We start from the raw sequence: 16,659 nt of genomic DNA, 5'->3' as shown, positions 1-16,659 counted from the left end.
ACGGTAGGCGTGATGGCTATTTTTCGTCTGCTCATTACTTTCAGAGTTTATTTAAAACGAACTGACAGACTTTATGCTGGATTAGACCTGATCGGTGGCAAATTGATAACCAACGCCGCGTACGGTAATAATGCGTTTTGGCTGGCGTGGATTGTCTTCAATAAGTGCACGCAGACGTGAGATGTGCACGTCGATCGCACGATCGATGTTATCAGAGCTGTCATCATTTGGCATAGCTTGCCATAACTGCTCACGATTGAGTACTTTACCAGAATGAGTGGCAAAGTAATGTAATAGCTGAAACTGATGAGTCGTTAGACGTACTGGCTGCTCATCAATCGTCACTTCATGGCTATCAGGGAATACGCTCAAACGTCCAAAGGTTAAGCTATCAGACTGGCTGTCAGCTTGATTTGGTTGCTCATGGCGACGAATAACAGCGCGAATACGAGCTAGCAGTTCACGAGGCTCAAAAGGCTTAGCAATGTAATCGTCAGCGCCCATCTCTAGACCCAATACGCGATCTGTCGTGTCACCTTTTGCGGTAAGCATGATAATAGGAACTTTATTGGTCATGTTGTTTTTGTTGCCGCGTATCTTTTGGCAAACTTGCATGCCATCCATATCGGGTAACATCAAATCTAGCACTACCAAATCTATATCACGTTCTTTAGTGTCTAGGATATCAAGGCCTTCTTGACCGAGCCCTGCATGATGAACGTCATAATAGTTCATTGTCAGGTAATCGCTAATCAATTCAGCCAAATCCGGATCGTCTTCAATTAACAGAATCTGTTTACTCATGAGCTGTCCTTTAGTAGTGGTCGTTATTTAATAATTATTTAGTAATAGTTGTTTTAATGGTAATTGTTATCTTTTTAATTTTTCCAAGATATAAACCAATATATTTTATAAAAGTCATCAAAAAAATGCGCATTACAAATGTTACTGTGTCTATTTTGCCTAACTTAGGCCTTACCACACAAGACACGCTTTGTTAATGTTTCTACACAATGTAACTCATTATGTAATTACTGCTGCTTATAAGCCAACTGCTACCAGCCATATTAAAGAAGTGGCAATACAAAGAATCATATAGCGTGATTGACGATTTATTCTAATATTTATATGTTGAGATCGAACTATCCGTTGGATATAACCTTCATTATTACTCTTTCTACGATGAGCAAGGTATTTGCAAATAGCGTATTTATGAAACGATTACTTTTTTACCAACTGACTCTATAGGTAAGTCTGCTAGACAAATTAAACTGTCATTACTGATTCCAGCGACTAAATATTGATCAGTGCTAGGATCGTACTTAATCACCTCTACTGGTAGGCGAGTCAAACGCTGATCTTGTTTAATGATCCAAACATTCGCAGTGAGGGGCATAAGCGATTGATAAGGCGATTTTTTTAGTACTGATAGATCTACATCGTGGATACCATGTTCAGGCACAATAGTACCGACTTCTATCTGTCCATAATTGACTCGCCCAGAAACGACCATATCAGGTTTGAGTTTATCGCGACTTGCTTCATTTTTGACTACATTAACATAAACCCGCAGTTTATCAGGTTGGTTACTAGCGACTAGCTTGCTGACTTGACCCACAAACTGCTCTGGCAAATCCTTAGCTGTAAAGTTCACAGTTTGTCCAACTGAGAGTTGAGACTTAGTCTTGAGAGGAAGCGTAGCTATAAAATGCAAATCTTTGTCATCACCTAAACGCAATAGGGGTGTGCGAGCACCAACCTGTTGGGCGGTTTTTACATATAATTTATTGACGCGGCCTGAAAAGCTAGCCCGTACAACGACTGACTGTGCTGACAGCTTTAATTGTGCGGATTGCTCTGTAAGAGCTATGTCTTGACTAGTATCAATCTTTTCACTATTTACGCTGTTATCTATATTTTTGCTAATTGTTAAATTCTTGTCAGTAACTATATTCTTGTTAGTAGCTACGCTACCTGCTGGGTCATCATCTGCTAAAGCTACGTTATCAGCTGGTTTATTGTTGTTCGTGGTTAACTGTTCAGCCACTTTAGACAGATTTTTGGATGCTTTTCCCTCATTGTCACTATTGGTCTTATCACCCTGCTGTATATTAGCTGGTTGTTTTGCAGTGCCAGCAGTAGTTTCAGCCTCTTGTTGCTCATTGCTCGTAGCAGTATTGACTGTCTCATCAGTAGATGATTGACGCTTTAAAATTAATAAAGGCATGCCTTTTTCTACCCACTGACCCTCTGATACTAATGTTTTTTGCACGATTACGTCTTGTGCTGCGACAAAACGTGACTGTTTAATAGGGTTGATAACACCTTGTAAACCAAGGCTTGGCTGATAGCGTGAGGGTTTGATGTTCAAAATATAATCGGATGCCATAGTGACACTATCAACACCGTAGATAATAGGCGAGTCTGCCTGCTCACTATCCTTATTAGGTTGTTGATTGTCCACAGGTGCTGGAGGTTGGCAAGCAACTATAAGTAAAGTGCTTAATAATAAGGCACAGTTCTTGCAATACTTAATAAGTCTTATATGCATTGTCATCAATCGCTATGGTAAACGTCATTTTATTATATAGATAAATCATAGAAGGTGCGATATCTATACTGCTTAGCTGGACTACAGCTATCAATGATATAGCTAGAGTAGATACACGAAAATTGTTCTTACCACAAAAGATAAAAAAAGGCGGTTATGTCAACCGTCCGAATTATTATATACGTGGTCTGAATAACTGGAAAACCTAGGTAGACTATGTTAAAACGAGCATCAGATACTTAATTGATACATTGTAGTTACAAATTAGATTGAAATATTTATCCGACAAATGATGGATATTAATTATAAAAGTAAGATTAGAAGTTGGCTTCATTAGATAAGAGAAGTACTTACCGCAGCTACCGTTAAAGTAAGTGTTTATCGAATAGTAAGTAACAACCATGTCAAGAATAAATATTTATTCATAGGAAAGTAATAATGGAAAATAATTTTGAAGGGTTAAAGGTCATGGTTATTGATGACTCAAAAACCATTCGTCGTACCGCTGAGACTTTATTGCAAAAAGCTGGCTGTGAAGTCGTTACTGCAATTGATGGCTTTGATGCACTCGCAAAGATTGTGGATAATAATCCTGACATAATTTTTGTCGATATTATGATGCCACGCCTTGATGGTTATCAGACCTGCGCATTGATCAAAAATAACCCTGATTATGCAAGTACACCGGTGATCATGTTGTCCTCAAAAGATGGACTGTTTGATAAAGCACGAGGCCGTATTGTTGGTTCTGATGAGTATCTTACTAAGCCTTTTAGTAAAGATGAGCTATTTGAGACGATTAATCAATATCGCTCGTAATTAACGACTCTGAACTAGTATAAAAAACTATCGATATTAAATACATAAGAACCAACAATGGCTAGTAGATAGTGACAGCTTGATTAGATGGTTTTTGAAAAAGCGAAATATATCACTTGCTACATTATTTAGTTGGTTCCAACTTGTCCTGACGGATGACCTTGACAATAAAAGGAATAACCATGACAACTGTGTTGGTCATAGATGATTCGCCATCTGAAATGGCAAAGTTTCGCGACATACTGACGAAAAATAACTTTCAAATATTAGAAGCGACTAATGGCGAAAAAGGCTGTTTAATGGCTGCTGAACACTTGCCAGATGTGGTGTTGATGGATGTAGTTATGCCTGAAATGAATGGTTTTCAAGCGACTCGTAAAATCACACGCGGTAAGACAACTGCTCATATTCCTGTCGTAATTATAAGTACTAAGAATCAAGAAACTGATCGAGTTTGGGGTAAGCGTCAAGGTGCTAAAGAATATTTAACCAAGCCGGTCGATGAAGCTGAACTTGTACGCGTTATCCGTACAGTAACGGAGTAAATTGTGGCTTCTAAAGGATTTATCGAGCTTTTACGCTTAGCTGATCTGGCCCGTGCACGCAGCAGTGGTCGTCAAGGTGGTCAAGTATATGACTGGCGTGGCATAGTTTTTGAGATTGGTGGACAGCGTTTGGTCGCTCCAATGGGTGAAGTATCTGAAGTGCTGGCCATGCCAGAATATACCAGTATGCCATTGGTACAACCTTGGATGCTAGGCATTGCTAACGTCCGAGGACGTCTACTGCCAATAACGGACTTGGCGCAATTCTTGCAAATCCCTAGTCAGCAGCAAAAGAGTCAACGTAAAGTGATAGTTATAGATCACAGCTCAGTATTTTCGGGTTTATTAGTCGATAGAGTCATTGGTATCGAACAGTTTACTCGTAGCCAGTATCGTGCTGAGGCTATCGATAGTAGCTCACCGTTTGCTCCTTACAACCATGGTAAATTTTTTAAAGACAGTCAAGATTGGTATGTTTTTATGCCAAGCATGCTGGCACGAGACCTAGACTATATTGATGCTGCAATATAAATAAATATTGTAGATAGCAATAATCACTTGATATTTGCTACTAAATTTATAGAGCTTAACAAGAGCCAAATAAGGTAATAACGACTGACATACCAAGATGATATGTCAGCATTGAGAAGGATTTTATTAATAGAAACCTTATTAATAAAAGTTTTGCCAATGACTAATAGAGAGCTGTCATTAGCTGATGATCATTAACAACGTCAGACATGATACGACTTAGACGACTGTTTGAAAGGAATGAGCACAATGAGTGATGTTACAAAAAGCCCTGCAACTGGTGCCAATCAAAAAGTACCAGCTATCAAAAATTCTAATAGCATATGGAAGGTTTTATTAGGGGGTTTTACCTTAGTGAGTGTGGCCTGCTTGGTTTTGCTAATCAATACGCTATCAACAGTAAGTAACTACTTAAGTGACATCAACCAATTAGAAGTCAGTGCAGCTAATATTGTGCAAAACGTCAATGATGCAACTTTTTCGCGCGACTCTGATGTGAGCGCTAGTGCTTATGATTCTTTACAAAACGACGTTCAACGTTATCAAGCGGCATTGACCTCAGCACAACAAAATGCCACTGATAACAAGTCTGTCTTTGGTGACCTTGAAACCGAATGGCGAGCTAATAAAGAAAAGGTCGACTATGTACTAAGTCACCGTAATGATGTAAATGCACTACAAGACTTAAAAGACAACGTCGCTACAGCTACCAAGCAGATGCAAGATGACTATAGCCAAGTTATAGAGCAAGCAGTCGCAGCCAATATACCTGTTGCTGCCATCAGTGATATGCAGACTCAAACCTTACGTGCTGAGCGTTTGTATACTGAGATGGATAAACTGACTCGTAGTATTGACGGTACGCCAGCGGAATTTTCGGAGCAAGCAGAGGTATTTGCCCAAACATTAAATGCGCAACAGCAAAGCTATGGTGGTTTATTGCCAGCATTGCAAAACATATCTGATACTTTCAATAGTGCAGTTGCTCCTGTGGCAGCAGAGCTTGCAGCGTTGAATAGCCCAGCTATTGAGTCGCGTGAAAATGCCCGTGCATTAGGAGAGCTTGCGACCAATACTCAGGCACGATTGGCAGGTATCGATCGTGATATTTTGACACGTACCGGTGTAATGTGGCCTGCTATTATATTTCTGTTAGGTCTGCTTGGCGTAATATACACACTATCGCAACTGTTAAAACAGCATGGTGGTACAGAGCGAATATTAATCGAAAAAGAAACGCTTCGCCGTCGTCAAGAAGCAGAAACTGAATCTGAGCGTGCGCGTCAGATCCAAGAAGAAAACGAACGTAACCAGATGGCTATTCTACGCCTACTTGATGAGCTAGGTGACTTAGCTGAAGGTGATCTAACTGTTAATGCCACAGTATCTGAAGATTTCACTGGTGCTATCGCGGATTCAGTAAACTTCGCAATTGACCAATTGCGCCAGTTGGTATTAGTGATTAACAGTACAGCTGAACGAGTTTCTCAGTCTTCTGGACAGACTCAGATGAATGCGGTTGAACTTGCTGAAGCTTCTGAGCATCAAGCACAAGAGATTGCTAGTGTATCTGCTGCGATTAATGAGATGGCAATATCAATTGATCAAGTATCGACGAATGCGACGGAGTCTGCATCAGTTGCCCAGCGCTCAGTTGCTATTGCCTATAACGGCGCAGACGTAGTACAGCGTTCAATCGAAGGTATGAACGTTATTCGTGATCAGATTCAAGAAACCTCAAAACGTATCAAACGTCTGGGTGAATCTTCGCAAGAGATTGGCGATATTGTAAGTCTAATTAACGATATTGCTGACCAGACCAACGTCTTGGCATTGAACGCGGCTATCCAGGCTTCAATGGCTGGTGATGCTGGTCGTGGTTTTGCGGTTGTTGCTGATGAAGTTCAGCGTCTAGCTGAGCGTTCAGCTAATGCAACCAAGCAGATTGAAACTCTAGTTAAGACCATTCAGGCGGATACTAGTGAAGCAGTCATGTCGATGGAAACGACAACTTCGGAAGTTGTGCGCGGAGCACGCCTAGCAAAAGATGCTGGCGAAGCACTAGAAGAAGTGCAAAGCGTCTCTAATACTTTGGCTGATCTAATCCAAAACATCTCAAACGCAGCGCAGCAACAGGCAGAATCTGCTGGTCATATTTCTAATGCAATGAATATTATTCAAGATATTACCTCGCAAACCTCGTCAGGAACGATGGCAACTGCACGTTCAGTTGGTGAGTTGAGTGAAATGGCCGCTGCTCTACAAGAGTCAGTAACGGGCTTTAAGATATCGAATGATGACAAACAAGTGCATGATTACGAAGAAGATTTTCAAGATCACACTTCTGCAATGGCGTAGATAAAGCCAAATAGCGCTTAACTCATCTAACGCTGGCACTGCTCTTTAGCACTGTATTATATTGATGGCTTAATAAACTATGCTGATCTGTAAAACATCAAGCAAAAGACTGTGCCAACCATGATGAAAAATATATTCATAAAACGTAAAGTTAACAGTTTAGAGCTCAATAATTTTCAAAGCAGCGATTCAAAGGATAGAGAGCCGACTGTTTTTCGCTTAAAAGATAAGCCAGTTGCAGTACGTCAATGGCAGCGCTATATCGAACAAGCGATTGGTTTTGTATTACCGAAAGAGCAGTCTCAATGGTTGCTGAATGCAGTTGAGCATACGGCAGCAGAGAATATGTTGTCATTAGCACAGCTTTGGGATGCTGTACAGATAGACAAAAGATTAAAACAGCAGTTGATTGATACGGTACTTATTCCTGAAAGTCGATTTTTTCGTCATGAACCTTCAATAGCGTTTGTGACAGCGTTGGCACATCAGTACTGTATTCAGCCACTACAGAGCACTATTCAAGGTCATTCTAACAATAGTGTCGATAGTAGTAGTGCTGAGCCATTTCGTATATGGAGTGTCGGCTGTGCTACAGGACAAGAAGTATGGTCGTTAGCTATGAGCTTAGCTGCTAAAAACATATCAAACCATAAGATATTAGGATCAGATGTCAGTCAGAAAGCATTAAACAAAGCACGTAAAGGTCAATATGACCAGCGGCAACAGCAGCTCATTCCGTCAGCGTATCAGCATTTTATGCAACCGCTAGCAATAACTGCCCAAGATGGTACGCAGGCTATACGCCAAAGCCAAGCGTCCCTAACAGACCAAGCATTACCTGTATCGCCTAAATTAATCCTTGATAGATTGCTACCTAGCAAAACCTCAGCATATTGGCGAGTGATGCCAGAATTGCATGAACAAGTCAGCTTTGTCTGGCACAATATTTTTACCCCAAGCCTAGCAACCTCACATCTGCAGCAAGTCATTTTGTGTCAAAACGTGTTGATATATTTTCGACAGTTTGATCAGCGTGATATTTTGACGCGATTGTCTGCACAGTGTGCGCTAGGTGGCCATATTGTATTGGCTCCAGGAGAGGCGCTGTTTTGGCGACCTTCAAATATGCGCCGCATTGCCCATTCACAGGTTAATGCGTGGCAAAAAATCAGTGCATAAACGAGTTAGGATAATCCTATGAAAAACCAGCCAAATGAAATGGTGACGCTAGAATGGCTTCTCCCACTTTTTGATCAGCAGTTATCAGAAGTGTCTGAGGACTGGCAGTTAGATACTTATCCTGACTTTGAACGTATAGGACAGCATTATCACGAGCTTAGCGGCGCATTGACGATGGCTAATCTTCCTCGGCTGGCTACTTTATCGGCAAGACTTAACCTATTCGTATCTAGTATAAGTAGTGGCACGCTATTAAATGTTCAACAGCATCGAATAGGGCAGTTTGCTCACCAGCTATTGCGATATGAGCTGGCTCAATACGTTCAGACAGGTAGCTATAGAAGCGCTCTTATTGATAGAACTATTGATAAACTTACTCAGATGTTGCCGCAAACACATGTGCCAGCAGAAGATAGCGTGACCTTGAAAAGCACATCGGCTACTAATAAACACAGCGCTCATCCTCAAACCATCAACGTGGCTATTCCTAAGGTTTCAACATCAAGTGCTTCTTTCTTATCTCCTTTGTTACCTGAGCAATACAAGCAATTGTTATTGGCATGGCGTCAGCAAGTTCAACAATTATTAACTTTCAATAACAATGATTCAGCTATCCTACTAAGTTTGAAAAAAGTCAGTCATTACTTGTGGCAAGCTGCCAGCCTAAAGCATACAAACAATGCCGAGGCTCAGCAGCGTTTGTGGTTTTTGGCTGAGCTTTGGTTAAGCAACCTTGCGGATAACTCATTACCACTACCTGCAACTTATGCACAGCTGTTATCACAGTTAGATGAGGTATTGGATGGACGTTATCAGGAAGCTATCCTGATGACAGCTAATATAAATGCTAATAAAGATACCAGTAATGATGTTATCGAAGGCTTAATAGCTGATATTTATATACAAATCAGTGGCCTTGAACATATTGATAAGCAAACACATAGCACCTTAAGTCATTTATCACAATCTACTGAGTCTACATTACGTTTTTTACCGCGCATATTGGCTGAGCTTGAGTCCATAATTTCTAGGCTTGATAATGCACAGACAGTTATTATTCCATTACAGCAACTCCAAAGACAACTTGAGTGCCGAGGCTGGTCTCGATACGAGTCACAAGTGAATCAAGTTTTGAGTGATATCAAAGATAATATGATGTCAGCGTCAGTATTTGCAGAGATACAGTCGCAGATTGAACGTCAACTTCAAGAGTTATATAGTGCTATCTATAATACTGAACAGTCTATCCATACTAAAATTGGCGATGCAGCTTCTTTCATAACGATAACCACTTCTTCTGATAGTACGGTTATGGGCGCAGATGCTATGCATTCTGTCACCTTTACTGATGATAATTTGCGCCAGCTGCGTATTGCAGTCGAAGACGTAAAGTACAATTTCAATGACTATGTGCATCAGCAGCAAACTTACCTGTTACCAACATCAGCCGCTTTTGCTGAGATCGGCAGTGCTTTTGAAGAAATGGGTCTTTCTTCAATGCGCGAAGTTAGTGACAAACTTGGCGAGCTATTCGCTAAGTTAGAAACTCATAAAATAAAAAGTATCAGCTGGAATCTCACTCAAGCCTTAGCAGAGAGTGTGACGGCTATCGAGCTGTTGTTAGATTACTTAGCGCAGCAAGTATTTGATCGATCTTTATTGCAGCAGGCTAATGAATACGTAGAGCAAGCACAAAAATTATTGGATGACTTAATAGCAGCGCCCGAGGCGATCACGCAGACTTATAACCCTAGCGAGCTAATTTCGTCTGATGTCGTCCGCTATGATGACAGCGGTGAAATTGTGCCTGCTGATAACGTCCTAAATAAAAGTGTACTAACAGATGATACGATTGCTCAAATAGACACTACGCATGTAACGGATACAATGAGCTTAGACAGTAAAGAGTTGCAAGCTGCCCGTACACAAGTGAAACCTGATAACTTTGAGATGGATGAAGAGATTCGCGACATTTTCATCGAAGAAGCAAGAGAAGTACTGGCTGATTTGGAAGATTTCTTACCTATTTGGCAACAAGATGTACAAGATTTATCACCATTAACTGAAGTGCGCCGAGGTTTTCATACGTTGAAAGGATCGGGACGTATGGTTGGCGCTTTTAGTGTGAGTGAGATGGCATGGGCAATTGAAAATCTGCTAAACCGAGTCTTAGACAAAACCTTACCAGTGACTACAGATATGGTTACATTGGTAACCCAGACTACCACACGCTTATCAGTGTTAGTTACAGATTTTACAGCACTACAAGAGCCCAGTATGGATCCTGCCATTACTATTTTACAAACGAGTAATTTACTAGCAGGACAGCCTTTATCTTATGGTATGGATATATCTACAGAACCAGACTCGTCAGCATTGACTCATTTAAAAGAAGCACCGCTCGAATCAACTGGTGAGCAAAATACGGCAAATATCTATATTGATTCGGCAACTGATTTTAGTTCTGAATCTCATGCAACTGCAGCAAGCAATTCTACGCAAGTCGCCAATTTAAATATTCCTGCAGTCCTTGAGCCTTTTATACAACAAGCACAACAGTTACCTATCGACTCTCAAGATAGTGATCCGGATATCAAAGAGATCTTTATTGAAGAAGCAGAAGAGGTGTTAGCTGAGATTACACCAATATACGAGCAATGGCGTAATGCAACTTCTGACTTAACTGAGTTGAAAGAAGTGCGTCGAGGTTTTCATACCTTAAAAGGCTCAGGACGCATGGTTGGTGCGTACTATACTGGTGAGCTTGCATGGTCTATCGAAGACATGCTTAATCGTATTTTAGACCATACTATTTCAGTGTCTGCAGATATTGTACAGCTTATAGCTGATGTTCTAGCTAGCTATCCGGACTTGGTTAAGACGTTCGCTAATAATAATGAGAGCCATAACGAGGATTATCCAACGATAGTGCCGTTATGGGTAGCATGTGCCAATGCTTATAGTAAGCAGCATGGTGATAAATTTAGCTATGATAGCTTACGTAAAGGATGGTTAGACGCAGATAGCCAAGCTAGTGCCTGCGTAATCAACAGTGATTCCAGTAATAGCAGCGATGACATGAGTAACGATGACAATGATGGCATGTTAGAGACCATTCATTCTATTAATGAGATGATGGCAGATGCACCAGTAATTACAACGCCGCAGAGTGCTGAAGAACAAGCCTTCAATAAGATATTTGTTGAAGAGGCTCAGTCACTATTACAAGATATCAGTAATTTTGTCAAAGCTCATAGTGATGCTGAGCATATAGAAGTCACTGATGAGATTGTACGCGCTTTCCATACTTTAAGAGCGGCTTCAGGTTCTAGTGCGCTTGCTGCTATTAGTGATATTAGTGCCACAATAGAACATAGCTTAGAGCAGCTACAAAACCATGATACGCCAATGAATGCTCAGCACTTGCAAGCATTGGGTCAATCAGTAGCATTAATCGAAGGGTATCTGAATGCTTATCAACAAAGTTTGCAGAAAAATCTGTCTGATGAGAGTCTGCGCAATAAAAAAGATTTAGCTTCTTTGCAAGCTATGTTAAGCGAGTCTGATGTGACACGCACACTAACAAACAATAAACTGAGTATTTCGCAGCTGTTAGAGACAGACGTTGACGCACTTTTAAATGCTGAGTGGGAGCTAGGTGAGGCGTTAAATAATGGAAATATTGAGCAGGTTCAGGATTACGTTCAGCAGCAACTCAAGCAAATTGAACAGCTAGCAAGTCAGACTGGAGACTCTCCCAAATTCACCTCATTACTAGCAGCTTTAGGTTCAGTGTACAGCTATCTTGATGGTAATCTTGAAGCGACTCACGATAAAAAAGTGCAGACAGCATTGTGTGCAGGTCATCGCCAGCTAGTAGGCTTGTTTGATGCGTTGGCAGGTAGCATGTCATTAAAAGTTGATCAGCAAATACTCAGCGATTTATATGCAATTGATACAATAGACGTTGAAGAACATTCTAATGCTTTAAATGATGTGGTTGCTCCCAACGAGATAGTTCTTGAAGATAGCGATAAGCCAACGGCGACTGTGCAAAGCATACAAGCAGATACGTTACAGCTTGAAGCAATCGATACCGATGTTGAGCTACTAGAAATATTCCTAGAAGAAGCGCAAGAGCTAGATAGCGCCATTGCGCAGTCTTTTAGTAAGTGGCGCGCTGATAGTGCCAATACCGCAGCTTTAAAAGTATTACAACGCCACCTGCATACTATCAAAGGTGGCGCGCGTATGGCAGGTATTCGTAGTATCGGTGACTTAACACACGAAGCAGAAAGCATTTATGAAGCTTTTGTCGAACAACGGTTACACCCAACTGCCCAATGGCTAACCATTATGCAAATGGTACAAGATACCTTGTCCTTGCAGATTGATTACGTTGTACGCTATCAAGAGGCATTTCACGCTGATGAGCTCATTAAACAGCTGCAACAGTTTGAACGTAGTGAACAGCTACCGATAGCGATTACTCTAGTCTTGCCAGCACTTCAGAACCATGAGAATGATCATTTAGATAAGATAGAAAGCAGTCAAAAAGATATCGAACAAGCTTCTGATATCCCTAGTCTTGATAGCATCATTGCAAACTCATGGACAGAAGGTTTGCCTGATCCTGATATTTTAGAAGTGTTTTTAGAAGAAGCGGACGAAATTGTTGCCAGTAGTAATAAATATTTACAGCTATTTCTAAGTAACGTCAGTGACGTGGCTGCACTGCAAGCATTACAGCGAGATTTACATACCATTAAAGGCGGCGCACGTATGGTGGCGGCGAATGGTATTGCTGATCTAGCGCATGAGATGGAGACAGTATACGAAGAGCTGGCTATTCTTCGAAGACCAGCGACCAAAATGATTTCACAGTTGCTGACAGATTGTCATGACTGGCTGGCTGATGCCGTTTTTATCCTCAAGCAACAGGTTAACCCATCGACACCTGCAGCATTGATTTTGTCCCTACAGCAGTTTAGTAAGAATCCTGACGACTTAAAGCATATTCCTAGTGTATCGTTGCAAGCTCAGCGCAGTATGATTTTGGCTGCAAAAATGCTGCAACAGTCAGGGCATGTAGTCGAAAATCTGCATGAGATGCCATCTATGGCAGGTAATTTTGCAGAGCAAGAGCAAAGCACCAGCAATAACGAGATGATTCGTATTTCAGGTGGCCTGATTGAACATATGATTAACCTGTCAGGTGAATCAGCGATTAACCGTGCTCGTATCGATATGGGTATAAGTAGCTTAACTAATAGTATTGAGGAAATGGGGACCACTGTTCAGCGCTTAGCTGATCAGCTACGTCGGATGGAGATTGAGCTTGAAGCACAAATCTTATCGCAGATTGATGATGATGAGTTGATTAATAATGAAGACTTTGACCCGCTAGAAATGGATCAATATTCATCGTTAAATCAGTTGTCCAAATCGCTGACAGAGTCAGCATCTGACTTAATCGAAATTAATAACACTTTATTAGAGAAGACGCGTGATAGCGAAGGTCTATTGCTACAATTATCACGTACCCAGACTGAATTACAAGACGGGTTAATGAACTCGCGTATGGTGCCATTTACACGGGTGACACCACGTCTTGAGCGTATCGTGCGCCAGACTGCTAACGAACTTAATAAGTCGGTAGAGCTAACGATTATCAATGCTGATGACGAAATGGATAGAACCATTCTAGAGCGCATTACCTCACCTCTAGAGCATATGCTACGTAATGCGGTCGATCATGGTATTGAAAATACTCAAACTCGTCTAACAGCAGGTAAAGATCGTAGCGGTCATATTACTTTAGAGGTATTACGAGAGGGTAGTGAAGTTGTCATTAATCTCACTGACGATGGTCGCGGCATCAATGTTGACGCAGTAAAAGATAAAGCGATCGCTCAGGGTTTGATTGATCCAAATGATAATAGTCTGACCGACCTAGACATCATTCAATATATTTTCAACGCCGGTCTTACAACTACCCAGCAAGTCACTCAGATCTCAGGACGTGGGGTAGGAATGGATGTGGTTATTAGCGAGATTCGTCAGTTGGGTGGTATGGTCTCGGTAACGTCTGAAGCAGGTAAAGGATCGCGCTTTACCATACGTTTACCATTGACAGTTGCTGTCTCTGATGCCTTGATAGTACGTGCAGCAGATCGCTATTATGCAATACCTCTAGTACAAATCGAGCGCGTCATACGTGTTAATCCAGAAAAGCTTTATGATTATTATGAATCTGGTGCTGCCACTTTACATATTGAAGATGAGGATTATCGGGTTCGTTATTTAAACGAAATCTTATCTGGCAGTAAGCTTAATGAATTAATGGTCAGTACCAACACCAGCTTGCCGCTTATTGTTATTAAGAACCGTGCTGGTCAGAAACTGGCTCTGCAAGTTGATCAAATTGCAGGGTCTCGTATTGAGGTTGTGGTAAAACCACTTGGTCGCCAATTATCGCATTTGGCAGGTATCTCGGCGGCTACCATCATGGGTGATGGGTCAGTTATGCTAATCTTAGACCTTATTGCACTGATGCGTAACGCTCCAGCGCAAAATGCGACTCAAGCATCGAAACCTGAACGTGGTGGAGTAGAGTCACAAATCACAGTACTCGTGGTTGATGACTCAGTAACTGTGCGCAAAGTCACGTCGCGCTTACTCGAACGTCAAGGTATCAACGTCGCTGTTGCTAAAGATGGGATTGATGCCATCGATATCTTACAGGAGACTATACCTGATCTCATCTTATTAGATATCGAGATGCCGCGGATGGATGGTTTCGAAGTTGCAACGCAAGTAAGGTTTGATAAGCGTCTGCGAGATATACCGATTATCATGATCACCTCGCGTACGGGTGAAAAACATCGCGAACGGGCATTAGAGATTGGCGTAAATGATTACATGGGTAAGCCATTCCAAGAAACTGAACTATTAGACAGAATGCAGCTATTACTTGGTCAAAAGATAAGCTTGAGTCATGATGGATAAGACCCATTCATCTATCCTCAGTGATAAAGAAGATCTAGACATTAAAGTATTGGTGATTGCGGAGAGTCAACATCAGCGTTTGGCTTTCAACGATACTGTCCGCAGCTTGGGCTTTACTTTAATTGATTGTTTATCGCGGCAACAGTTACAAGATAAGCCCAAACTATACAGTGCTCAGGTTGATATTTGGTTGATTGATAGCGACTATGATAACAATATAGCCAGCGTTATTACTGCATCCAAATCCAGTGCGGTACTGGTAGGGTTTAGCCCAGCACCCTACCTAAACGAGATGCAACATTATGCAAAATGGCAGCGCAAGCTGAAGCGTAAATTAGCCAAACTACTTAACAAGCCGTCGTTGTTAGATAGTCCGGTGATTGATACCAATCCTCCGCCTTGGCGTTATGTAGTGTTCTTAGGAGCTTCTATGGGTGGCCCTAATGCGGTTAAGACGTTTTTAGATAACCTACCACCTTCGCTACCCATCTGCATTTTGCTAGCTCATCATTTTAATCATAAAATGATAGAGACTTTGCCTAGGATATTAAGTCGTCATAACGATTGGCGCTGCCAAGTAATTACGACTACTCAGCGTCTGCGGACAGGACACTGTTTAATTGCACCAATTGATCGGCAGATTGTATGTGACTCAGATGGTCGAGTCATATTAACAGAGCAAATATGGGCAGGAGAGTATAAGCCTGCTATTGGTCAGCTGCTTCAAAACACTAGTGACGTTTACGGTAGTGATCTTGTGAGCATTATATTTTCTGGTATGGGCAATGACGGCACACAGTATTTGGATTTAATTCAAGATAACAACAGTCAGCTATGGGCACAGAATCCAAGCACAAGTACTTGTCCTAGCCAGCCGCAAGCCATTATCGACTCAGGTCATTGCCAATTCATAGGTAGTCCTGAACTATTAGCTCAAAAACTTACCGATTATATTGGTGAGATGACAGCGACTATTACTTCACCTTCATTTACTGTGAGCGACGTATGAACCCAATTATAAAACATTCATTTGAAGCTGTTAGTCTATTAACAACTGATAATGGAATGCTTGAGGTAACTATCATTCCTGCTGAAAACCAGCCAGATTGGATTATCCCAAGTAGTTTAATTTTAAGTATTGATGACTATAATGAGCTTGTATGGGCGTATCCATGGGAACAGCAAGAAATGGCAGTATTTCATTTGTTATCGCATGATAAGCCTATTGATAAAACTATCGTACTAGAGGGTAATACCACTGTTCATCGTTTTGCTCTACAGACAACAGGTGATTTATGTCAGATGAAAGTCAGTATCTCAGATGTTAAAGATGCTGACTTACCTGAGCATTACGCACAGATTGCTATGAGCAATAGTAAGGATAATAGTAGTGTTGCTGATAGTATGGGAGAGGGAAAAACAGTAGACACGCCATTCAAAGAAAATGTCATTACATCTTATATGTTCCAAACAGTTACTATCAATGATGTGGCTTACTTGATACCAGATTTGGACAAAATTGCTCATCAACTAACCAATTTGGATGGTTAATTGAGATTTACTATACAACCGATATGATTAGTCACCTATTCAAGCATTGCAGATAATGTCATCATTTTATTGGAAACGTTAACATGCTTTACGAGAATGGTTGTTAAAAGTACGTTT

General features: G+C 41.1%; 10 protein-coding genes. 8 read left to right on the top strand and 2 right to left on the bottom strand.

Annotated elements, in window-relative coordinates; translation table 11 throughout:
* Nucleotides 1-81: 81 nt before the first annotated feature.
* Nucleotides 82-804, bottom strand: a complete 723-nt coding sequence (locus AK823_RS11585; RefSeq protein WP_068037760.1) for a response regulator transcription factor — start codon at nucleotides 802-804, stop codon at nucleotides 82-84.
* Between the two features lie 406 nt (nucleotides 805-1,210).
* Entirely contained in the window at nucleotides 1,211-2,464 is a 1,254-nt protein-coding gene (locus AK823_RS11580; protein ID WP_228138861.1) for an HlyD family efflux transporter periplasmic adaptor subunit, read from the bottom strand.
* A gap of 525 nt (nucleotides 2,465-2,989) precedes the next feature.
* Here AK823_RS11580 and pilG point away from each other — a divergent pair.
* The 8 genes from pilG (at nucleotide 2,990) to AK823_RS11540 (ending at nucleotide 16,542) form a co-directional block, all read left to right on the top strand.
* Nucleotides 2,990-3,370 (top strand): twitching motility response regulator PilG, encoded by a 381-nt coding sequence (gene pilG, locus AK823_RS11575; RefSeq protein WP_058369474.1) that lies wholly within the window; start codon nucleotides 2,990-2,992, stop codon nucleotides 3,368-3,370.
* Nucleotides 3,371-3,552: 182 nt separating this feature from the next.
* Entirely contained in the window at nucleotides 3,553-3,915 is a 363-nt protein-coding gene (locus AK823_RS11570) for a response regulator (RefSeq protein WP_068037754.1), read from the top strand.
* Between the two features lie 3 nt (nucleotides 3,916-3,918).
* Nucleotides 3,919-4,446, top strand: coding sequence for a chemotaxis protein CheW (locus AK823_RS11565; protein ID WP_068037751.1), 528 nt, complete (start codon nucleotides 3,919-3,921; stop codon nucleotides 4,444-4,446).
* Nucleotides 4,447-4,695: 249 nt separating this feature from the next.
* On the top strand, nucleotides 4,696-6,804 hold the full coding sequence (locus AK823_RS14275; protein ID WP_228138860.1) for a methyl-accepting chemotaxis protein: 2,109 nt from the start codon (nucleotides 4,696-4,698) through the stop codon (nucleotides 6,802-6,804).
* 120 nt (nucleotides 6,805-6,924) lie between these two features.
* Nucleotides 6,925-7,983, top strand: coding sequence for a CheR family methyltransferase (locus tag AK823_RS11555; RefSeq protein WP_228138859.1), 1,059 nt, complete (start codon nucleotides 6,925-6,927; stop codon nucleotides 7,981-7,983).
* An 18-nt stretch (nucleotides 7,984-8,001) separates the two neighbouring features.
* Nucleotides 8,002-14,991, top strand: a complete 6,990-nt coding sequence (locus AK823_RS11550; protein WP_068329381.1) for an Hpt domain-containing protein — start codon at nucleotides 8,002-8,004, stop codon at nucleotides 14,989-14,991.
* Nucleotides 14,981-16,000, top strand: a complete 1,020-nt coding sequence (locus tag AK823_RS11545) for a chemotaxis protein CheB (protein WP_228138858.1) — start codon at nucleotides 14,981-14,983, stop codon at nucleotides 15,998-16,000. Before AK823_RS11550 ends, AK823_RS11545 begins: the two co-directional genes overlap by 11 nt.
* Nucleotides 15,997-16,542, top strand: a complete 546-nt coding sequence (locus tag AK823_RS11540) for a hypothetical protein (RefSeq protein WP_068329378.1) — start codon at nucleotides 15,997-15,999, stop codon at nucleotides 16,540-16,542. The genes AK823_RS11545 and AK823_RS11540 overlap by 4 nt, the downstream gene beginning before the upstream one ends.
* Nucleotides 16,543-16,659: the final 117 nt, after the last annotated feature.

It is taken from the genome of Psychrobacter sp. P2G3 (assembly GCF_001593285.1).
GTDB lineage: Bacteria > Pseudomonadota > Gammaproteobacteria > Pseudomonadales > Moraxellaceae > Psychrobacter.
This window is presented reverse-complemented; position numbering and strand designations above follow the sequence as displayed.

Excerpts from the sequence above, each read along its gene's own strand:
- AK823_RS11585 (WP_068037760.1), bottom strand. The coding sequence starts at position 804 with ATGAGTAAACAGATTCTGTTAATTGAAGACGATCCGGATTTGGCTGAA.
- pilG (WP_058369474.1), top strand. The coding sequence starts at position 2,990 with ATGGAAAATAATTTTGAAGGGTTAAAGGTCATGGTTATTGATGACTCA.
- AK823_RS11570 (WP_068037754.1), top strand. The coding sequence starts at position 3,553 with ATGACAACTGTGTTGGTCATAGATGATTCGCCATCTGAAATGGCAAAG.
- AK823_RS14275 (WP_228138860.1), top strand. The coding sequence starts at position 4,696 with ATGAGTGATGTTACAAAAAGCCCTGCAACTGGTGCCAATCAAAAAGTA.
- AK823_RS11555 (WP_228138859.1), top strand. The coding sequence starts at position 6,925 with ATGATGAAAAATATATTCATAAAACGTAAAGTTAACAGTTTAGAGCTC.
- AK823_RS11550 (WP_068329381.1), top strand. The coding sequence starts at position 8,002 with ATGAAAAACCAGCCAAATGAAATGGTGACGCTAGAATGGCTTCTCCCA.
- AK823_RS11545 (WP_228138858.1), top strand. The coding sequence starts at position 14,981 with ATGATGGATAAGACCCATTCATCTATCCTCAGTGATAAAGAAGATCTA.
- AK823_RS11540 (WP_068329378.1), top strand. The coding sequence starts at position 15,997 with ATGAACCCAATTATAAAACATTCATTTGAAGCTGTTAGTCTATTAACA.